Genomic DNA, 7134 nt, shown 5'->3' on the forward strand with positions numbered 1-7134 from the left:
TTCCCACCAAAAGATCGGTTGCCATGGCTTTCCTCCCAATCGCACGATCCAGCAGTCCTTCCAAGTTACGCCCGATCGCACCAAGTTGTCTAAAATTTCAGCTTCCTCTTCGCCAAATATCCCACGGGGAGCGCGAGGGGTGTGAAACCCCTCGGTCTTGACCGCGGAGCGCGAAGGCTGTGAAACCCCTCGCTCTTGTCGGCGGAGCGCGAGGGGTGTGAAACCCCTCGCTCGGTACGGTGCAGACTGGCCGGCCTATGCTGGACAACCCGACAAGCATGCGCTTACCTGCGCCATAACAGCCGGAGCGTTCCATGACCCACCCCCGCAAGATCATCATCGACACCGATCCCGGTCAGGATGACGCCGTGGCCATCCTCCTGGCACTCGCCAGCCCCGAAGAGATCGAGGTTCTGGGCATCACCGCCGTTGCGGGCAACGTGCCGCTGCCGCTGACCGAACGCAACGCGCGCATCATCTGCGAACTTGCCGGCAAACCGCACACCAGGGTGTTCGCAGGCTGTGCGGCACCGCTGGAACGCAAACTGGTCACCGCAGAACACGTTCACGGCAAAACCGGCCTTGATGGTCCGCAGCTGGCCGATCCGGTGATGCACCTGCAACCCCAGCACGCCGTCGATTTCATCATCGACACTTTGCGCCGCGAACCGGCCCACAGTGTCACGCTTTGCCCGCTCGGCCCGCTCACCAACATCGCGGCGGCTTTTCTCAAGGCGCCTGACATTATCGCCCGCGTGCAGCAGATCATCTTGATGGGCGGCGCTTATTTCGAGGTGGGGAACATCACCCCTGCTGCCGAATTTAACATTTACGTCGATCCTCAAGCTGCTGATATCGTTTTCAAATCCGGCGTACCCTTGGTGGTGATGCCGCTTGATGTCACCCACAAGGCGCTGACCAACCGCGCCCGGATCGAGGCATTCCGCGCGCTTGGCACCGAACCGGGCCGCATGGTGGCCGAATGGACCGACTTTTTCGAACGCTTCGACATGGCCAAGTACGGCTCCGAAGGCGCGCCGTTGCACGACCCTTGTGTGATTGCCTATCTCATTGATCCGTCGCTGTTTTCCGGCCGCCACATCAATGTTGAAATCGAGGTGCAGTCAGAATTGACCCTGGGCATGACGGTGGCTGACTGGTGGGGGGTGACGACCAGACCCGCCAATGCCCTGTTCATCGGCGACATCGACGCAGACCGCTTCTTTGCCCTGCTGACCGACCGCATCGGACGGCTCTGACATCTGAACGTTTCGTTAACAGCGCCAAAATTTATCCTTTAAAATCAACGAATTTCCGGGTGTCCACGCGTGGACATCACCCCTCCGGCAAGATCACGCTGAACGTGCTCCCTTCGCCAACGGCACTCTCGATCTTCAACCACCCCCGGTGCCGGTTCACGATATGCTTGACGATGGCCAGCCCCAATCCGGTCCCGCCCTTCTCCCGGCTGCGATGGGTATCGACCCGGTAGAACCTCTCGGTCAGCCGCGGCAGGTGAATCTCATCAATCCCCTCGCCCCGGTCGGTCACGTCAACCCGGATCGCCGGTCCTCGGATTGAATCTTCTCGCCGCACCGCAACCAGCACCTCCTGCCCGGCCGGCCCATACTTCACCGCATTCTCGACAAGGTTGGTGAACACCTGGGTCAACTGATCGCTGTCGCCCGGCACCGGCAGCGCCGCCTGCGCCCCAACCAGCTCCACCCGGGCCCCCGCACCGTCCGCGAGCGGTTGCAGGCTGTCGATCGTGCTGCGCAGGATATCGCCAAGGTCCACCCGTTCCCGCGGCCGAACCCGTTCGTCTGCTTCGACCCGGCTGAGGTGCAGAAGGTCCTGGACCAACCGGTTCATCCGACTTGCTTCCTGTTCCATGATTGCCAGAAACCGGTCGCGCGCCACCGGATCCTCGCGGGCTGCATGTTTCAGAGTTTCAATGAACCCCATCAGCGCGGTCAGGGGCGTGCGCAGCTCGTGGCTCACATTGGCAACAAAGTCGCGTCGAATCTGTGCAGCCCGCTCTTCCTCGCTCACATCCCGGAAGATGCAGAGCACCAGCCGGACGCCGATGGCCGAGATGCTGACGATGAACGTCTCCTCCTGCGAATCGCGTGACAGCGCCACTCTTGCCTGTCGTACCGCCCCATCAGCGGCAGTGTCAGCGATCGCCTGAAGCAAGGCCGGATTGCGCATCGCGATCGCCGGATGGCGACCGATGATTCCCTCGCCCAGCAATGCGAGCCCCGTCGCGTTGGCCATGAGGATCCGCTCTTGGTCCCCAACCACAAACGCTGGCAGGGGAAGCGCTGCCAATATGGGCGTCAGGTCGGCTTGGTCCATCAGTTGATCCCTCAAAATTGCGGGCGCCTTACAATTCGTTCGCCGACGGCCATGTCTTAGCCACAATTGGACGTCTTTTTAAGACAGAATAGGTGTTTGTGTTCATCCGCGGCTTTTGTGCCGCATCTGCCAAGAAGCGAAGCAGTCGTGTTCTGTATTCTTCATCACCGCATGGCGTCAGCCATTGCAAGGCCAATGGGAGGCGCGTTCGAATGTCATTGATTGCGAAGGGCACTTTCGAGGCGTTGGCGCCACGTGGCCTTAATCCCGCGATACATCAAGTCGTTGAGGTGCCGCTGGTCGGCCCGTCGTATGATGCCCTCGACGTGCTGGAGCAGCTTTCGCAGGCCCATTATAGGGGGACGCTGCGGGTCTTGGCACCCAAACTGCCAAACCGGCAACTTGTGTTGCGGGAACTTGAGGCGGTCGCGCGCCGCAAAGGGATACTGATCGAACTGGTGTCGCCGAACTAGCCGACCGGACTATGGGGCACGCAAACCCGTCCGGAACCGGCGCGCATTGGCCTGGTAACTCGACGCTGATCGCAAGAGCCTTTCCCGCTCATCGGCATCAAGGAGGCGCACCACCTTTCCGGGGCTGCCCATCACCAAAGCGTGGTCGGGAATGATCTTGTTTTCCGTCACAAGGGCACATGCGCCGATCAGGCAGCCATTGCCGATTCTGGCCCCATTCAGAATCGTGGCACCCATGCCGATCAAAGAACCCTCGCCGATCGTGCAGCCATGCAGCGTCGCTCTATGGCCAATTGTGCAGTTAGTCCCGATGGCGAGGGGAAAGCCGAGGTCTGTGTGCAGGACGCAAGCCTCCTGGATGTTCGAGCCTTGCCCCACACGGATTTCTTCGTTGTCGCCGCGCAATGTGGCGCCGAACCAAACGGAACTGTTTGCCTCCAGAACCACTCGTCCGATCAGGTTTGCGTCCGGTGCAACCCAGGCGGACTCGTCGACCTGGGGGGTGATCCCGTCAAGGACGTAGATCATCTGACTGCAAACTCCTCGTTCAGGCCACGCACGAAAGCGGAAAGATCCGGCTGCCGGTCGCGGCGCAGTCGTTGTCCCTGAAGAATGATCTTCAGCGCTTCGAATGTCGCATCAAGATCATCGTTCACCAACACGTAATCGTATTCGGCCCAATGGCTTATCTCGTCGCGGCTTTTGGCCATCCGGCCGGCGATCACATCCGGGCTGTCCTGCCCGCGGCTCTCCAACCGCCTTTCCAGTTCAGCAATTGACGGCGGCAGGATGAACACTGACACAACATCGTCACGCATGGCCTGCTTGATCTGTTGACCGCCCTGCCAATCGATGTCGAAAACCGTGTCGCGTCCTGCTTTCATCGCCACCTCGACCGGGGCGCGGGGAGAGCCGTACAGGTTTCCGAAGACTTCGGCGTGTTCCAGCATCTCTCCGTCTTCGACCATTGTCTCAAAGTCCGCCCGATTGCGGAAATAGTATTCCCGGCCTTCTTCTTCGCCGGGCCGTGGCGGGCGGGTGGTGGCCGAGACAGAGAACCGCATCGTCGGGTCCCAAGTCATCAGCATGCGTGACAAGGTGGATTTTCCCGCGCCGGATGGCGAGGAGAGGATCAGCAGAAGGCCACGCCGGGTCATGCTCTATTCCACATTCTGGACCTGCTCGCGCATCTGATCGATGACGGTTTTCAGGTCAAGCCCGATCCGGGTCAAGGCCAGGGACTGTGCCTTGGAACACAGGGTATTCGCCTCACGCATGAATTCCTGCATCAGAAAGTCCAGTTTGCGCCCGACCGGCCCGCCCTCAATCAGCAGGGCGCGGCCGGCACAAACATGCGCGCCAAGGCGGTCCAGTTCCTCCTGCACGTCGGTCTTTACGGCGATCAGCGCCAACTCTTGCGCGAGCCGGGTTTCGTCCAGGCCGTCGGCTGCAGCCAACACCCTTGCCAAGGCATCCTTCAACTGAGCGGACTGACTGTCGCGTCGAACCATGGCTTCGGCGCCTGCTTGCCGGACCAGGGCGTCAATCTGGCCAAGCTGTGCCTCGATCACACCTAAAAGCGCTTCGCCTTCGGCGCTGCGCATCGTTGCGAAATCGGCCAGAACACCTGCAAAATCTGCAATGATCGCGCTGCGCAACGGGCCCGTGTCTGACTCGGGCGCGGATGTGTCCAGCACTCCGCGCACGCCCAGCACATCGGCCGAAGTTGCCTGCGCCAGCGTGACCCCCGAAGCCATGGCCGCAGCCTCTATTTGCGAAAGCGCCTCCAGCACAGCGTGCAAAGCCGGAGTATTCACCCGGAAAGATTCGTTGTTTTGACCCAAGCCATCCCGCATCACTTTCAGCCCAAGGCTGACATTGCCTCGGCTGATTGCCCTTTGCATTTCTGCCTTCAACCCGGCTTCCAGACCGTCAATCCAATCGGGCACCCGCAGCCGTAAATCCAGCCCCTTGCCGTTCACTGAACGCACTTCCCAGGTCCAGCTGTGGGCAACCCCTGCGCCCCGCCCCGCAGCAAAACCCGTCATCGAGGTGATCATCCTGCCGTTCCCTTCGTACCAGCCACTGATCGGCGGTGTTTACCATTTGATTAGATTTTCGTCCGAATCTTAGGAATGCATTGTAGTCTTATGCCATGGGCCAACGATACCTCTGCCCCGCCAAACCGCGATGCGATGCCAAAGATCGTTCGGGTTTGGCCCAAGACGGAGGTCGCGATGCGGGTCAGGCGGTCAGTAACCAGAAAGGCGGGGCATCATGGACTACGGCATTCTCAGCGGGCTGCGGCCTAATGCGCGTCCGGGCCGGGACTTGACGCCGTTGCAAGGCATTGCAGAAGTGCGCGCCTATTGGGAAGGTTTGCGTCAGGGCGGGGGTATCCCGGCGCGGTCAAGCCTTGACCCGCGGGGCATCAGCGGCGCGCTGGATCGGGTGTTTCTTGCCGAGCGGATCGGGCCAGGCCTTGTGCAAATCCGGCTTGCAGGCAATTCGTTGAGCGAAATCGCCGGGATGGATCCGCGCGGGCTGCCTCTGTCTTGCCTGTTCCCGCCGGAGGGCCGCGCCACCCTTGCCCGCGTGATCGAACGGGTCTTTGAAGGCCCGGTCGCTGCAGATCTGCACCTGCAATCCAATCGCGAAATCGCGCGTCCGTTGCTGGATGGGCGGATGATCCTGCTGCCACTTCTGGATGCCGCTGGCGATTGCAGGCTGATGCTGGGCTGCCTTGCTCTGCAAGGAGAAACCGGCCGTGCACCGCGCCGTTTTGATATCTTGAACGTTGTCGAGGAACGCTTACGGCCAGAGCCGGCGGTGGTTTCAGCGCCGCCGCCCCCGGTTTCGTCCAAAGTGCACTCAGACCCACCGGGTCGCGGGCATCTGCGCCTGGTCTATTCGGCGACCTGATCCCGTGGCCGAAACTACGGCCACAGGCATCTGATCAAAGCGCAACGCGTCGGGCTGCCTCGCGCTGGGACGACAGTTCTTCGGCAACGAGGAATGCCAGTTCCAGCGCCTGCGAGGCGTTCAGGCGCGGGTCGCAGGCCGTATGATAGCGATCTGACAGATCCTCATCCGTCACCGCCCGCAGTCCACCAGTGCATTCGGTCACGTCCTTGCCGGTCATCTCGAAATGCACGCCTCCGGGGACAGTGCCTTCGGACTTGTGGATTGCAAAGAACTCACGCACTTCGCGCAGGACCGAGTCGAAGGGCCGTGTCTTGTAGCCTGTTGACGACTTGATGGTGTTGCCGTGCATCGGGTCGCAGGACCAGACCACTTTGGCCCCCTCCTCGCGCACGGTCTTGATCAGGCGTGGCAGATTTTCGGCGACTTTGCCGGCCCCGAAACGCGCAATCAAGGTCAGGCGACCGGCCTCGTTTTCGGGGTTCAGCTTGGCCATCAGAACCTTCAGGTCTTCGGGCGTGGTCGTCGGACCACATTTCAGACCTATGGGGTTCAACACACCACGCGCAAACTCGACATGGGCGCCGTCCGGCTGGCGGGTACGGTCGCCAATCCAGATCATATGGCCCGATCCGGCCACATTCTGCCCAGTGATACTGTCCACCCGGGCCAGAGCTTCTTCGTATTCCAGCAGCAGCGCCTCGTGGCTGGTGTAGAACTCCACGGTCGACAGGTGATGCGAGGTTTCCGAGTTCACGCCAGCAGCGTTCATGAAGTCGAGCGCATCAGAGATACGGTTCGACAGTTCCCGGTAACGCTCCGCCTTGTCATGCTCGGCAAAGCCGAGTGTCCAGGAATGCACCCGGTGGATATCGGCAAATCCGCCCGTACTGAAGGCGCGCAACAGGTTCAGGCTGGCTGCGGCCTGAGTGTAGGCCTGCAACATGCGCTGCGGATCCGGACGGCGGGCCTCGGGCGTAGCGTCAAAGCCGTTGATGATATCGCCACGGTAGGAAGGGTATTCCACGCCGCCGATAACTTCGGTCGGGGCAGAACGCGGCTTGGCGAACTGGCCCGCCATCCGTCCGACCTTGATCACCGGAACCTTGGCGCCATAGGTCAGCACGACCGCCATCTGCAGCATCACGCGAAACGTATCGCGGATGTTGTCGGCACTGAATTCGGCGAAAGATTCAGCACAGTCGCCACCCTGCAGCAGGAAGGCCTTGCCCTCCGACGCAAGCGCCAGCTGCTTTTTCAGCCGACGCGCTTCACCAGCAAAAACCAGCGGCGGATACTTCGCTAGCTGCGCCTCGGCGGCCTTCAGCGCCTCCACATCGGGATAATCCGGCATCTGTACGCGCGGCTTCGCGCGCCAATC

8 protein-coding genes are annotated in these 7134 nt (G+C 61.2%); 3 read left to right on the top strand and 5 right to left on the bottom strand.

Annotated features, from left to right (window positions below):
• Positions 1 to 314 precede the first annotated feature (314 nt).
• On the top strand, positions 315 to 1259 hold the full coding sequence (locus RMO18_RS07670; RefSeq protein WP_309664989.1) for a nucleoside hydrolase: 945 nt from the start codon (positions 315 to 317) through the stop codon (positions 1257 to 1259).
• A 76-nt stretch (positions 1260 to 1335) separates the two neighbouring features.
• Here RMO18_RS07670 and RMO18_RS07675 read toward each other — a convergent pair whose 3' ends face one another.
• Entirely contained in the window at positions 1336 to 2358 is a 1023-nt protein-coding gene (locus tag RMO18_RS07675) for an ATP-binding protein (RefSeq protein ID WP_309664990.1), read from the bottom strand.
• A gap of 212 nt (positions 2359 to 2570) precedes the next feature.
• Here RMO18_RS07675 and RMO18_RS07680 point away from each other — a divergent pair, with 212 nt between their 5' ends.
• Positions 2571 to 2831 carry a hypothetical protein gene (locus RMO18_RS07680; RefSeq protein ID WP_309664992.1) on the top strand — a complete coding sequence of 87 codons (261 nt, stop codon included), beginning with the start codon at positions 2571 to 2573 and terminating at the stop codon, positions 2829 to 2831.
• Between the two features lie 9 nt (positions 2832 to 2840).
• Here RMO18_RS07680 and RMO18_RS07685 read toward each other — a convergent pair whose 3' ends face one another.
• From RMO18_RS07685 to RMO18_RS07695, 3 genes are read right to left on the bottom strand one after another with little or no spacing between them, the layout of a single operon-like run.
• The gene (locus RMO18_RS07685) at positions 2841 to 3359 is read right to left on the bottom strand and encodes a gamma carbonic anhydrase family protein (RefSeq protein WP_309664993.1); all 519 of its coding nucleotides are present in this window, start codon (positions 3357 to 3359) and stop codon (positions 2841 to 2843) included.
• Complete coding sequence (gmk, locus tag RMO18_RS07690; protein WP_309664996.1) at positions 3356 to 3988, bottom strand: guanylate kinase; 633 nt, start codon at positions 3986 to 3988, stop codon at positions 3356 to 3358. Before gmk ends, RMO18_RS07685 begins: the two co-directional genes overlap by 4 nt.
• A 3-nt stretch (positions 3989 to 3991) precedes the next feature.
• Positions 3992 to 4891, bottom strand: coding sequence for a YicC/YloC family endoribonuclease (locus RMO18_RS07695; protein ID WP_309664997.1), 900 nt, complete (start codon positions 4889 to 4891; stop codon positions 3992 to 3994).
• 217 nt (positions 4892 to 5108) lie between these two features.
• Between RMO18_RS07695 and RMO18_RS07700 the strand changes: the two genes are divergently transcribed.
• Positions 5109 to 5753, top strand: coding sequence for a PAS domain-containing protein (locus RMO18_RS07700; RefSeq protein WP_309664999.1), 645 nt, complete (start codon positions 5109 to 5111; stop codon positions 5751 to 5753).
• Between the two features lie 34 nt (positions 5754 to 5787).
• Here the strand turns inward: RMO18_RS07700 and RMO18_RS07705 are convergent.
• Positions 5788 to 7134: class II 3-deoxy-7-phosphoheptulonate synthase (locus tag RMO18_RS07705; protein WP_309665001.1), on the bottom strand; the 1347-nt coding region annotated here is incomplete at its 5' end.

This window comes from Tabrizicola sp., assembly GCF_031377265.1.
Classification (GTDB): domain Bacteria; phylum Pseudomonadota; class Alphaproteobacteria; order Rhodobacterales; family Rhodobacteraceae; genus JAUYQR01.

Bases quoted from the DNA above. Each gene is read 5' to 3' on its own strand.
- RMO18_RS07670 (WP_309664989.1), top strand. From the start codon at position 315: ATGACCCACCCCCGCAAGATCATCATCGACACCGATCCCGGTCAGGAT.
- RMO18_RS07675 (WP_309664990.1), bottom strand. From the start codon at position 2,358: ATGGACCAAGCCGACCTGACGCCCATATTGGCAGCGCTTCCCCTGCCA.
- RMO18_RS07680 (WP_309664992.1), top strand. From the start codon at position 2,571: ATGTCATTGATTGCGAAGGGCACTTTCGAGGCGTTGGCGCCACGTGGC.
- RMO18_RS07685 (WP_309664993.1), bottom strand. From the start codon at position 3,359: ATGATCTACGTCCTTGACGGGATCACCCCCCAGGTCGACGAGTCCGCC.
- gmk (WP_309664996.1), bottom strand. From the start codon at position 3,988: ATGACCCGGCGTGGCCTTCTGCTGATCCTCTCCTCGCCATCCGGCGCG.
- RMO18_RS07695 (WP_309664997.1), bottom strand. From the start codon at position 4,891: ATGATCACCTCGATGACGGGTTTTGCTGCGGGGCGGGGCGCAGGGGTT.
- RMO18_RS07700 (WP_309664999.1), top strand. From the start codon at position 5,109: ATGGACTACGGCATTCTCAGCGGGCTGCGGCCTAATGCGCGTCCGGGC.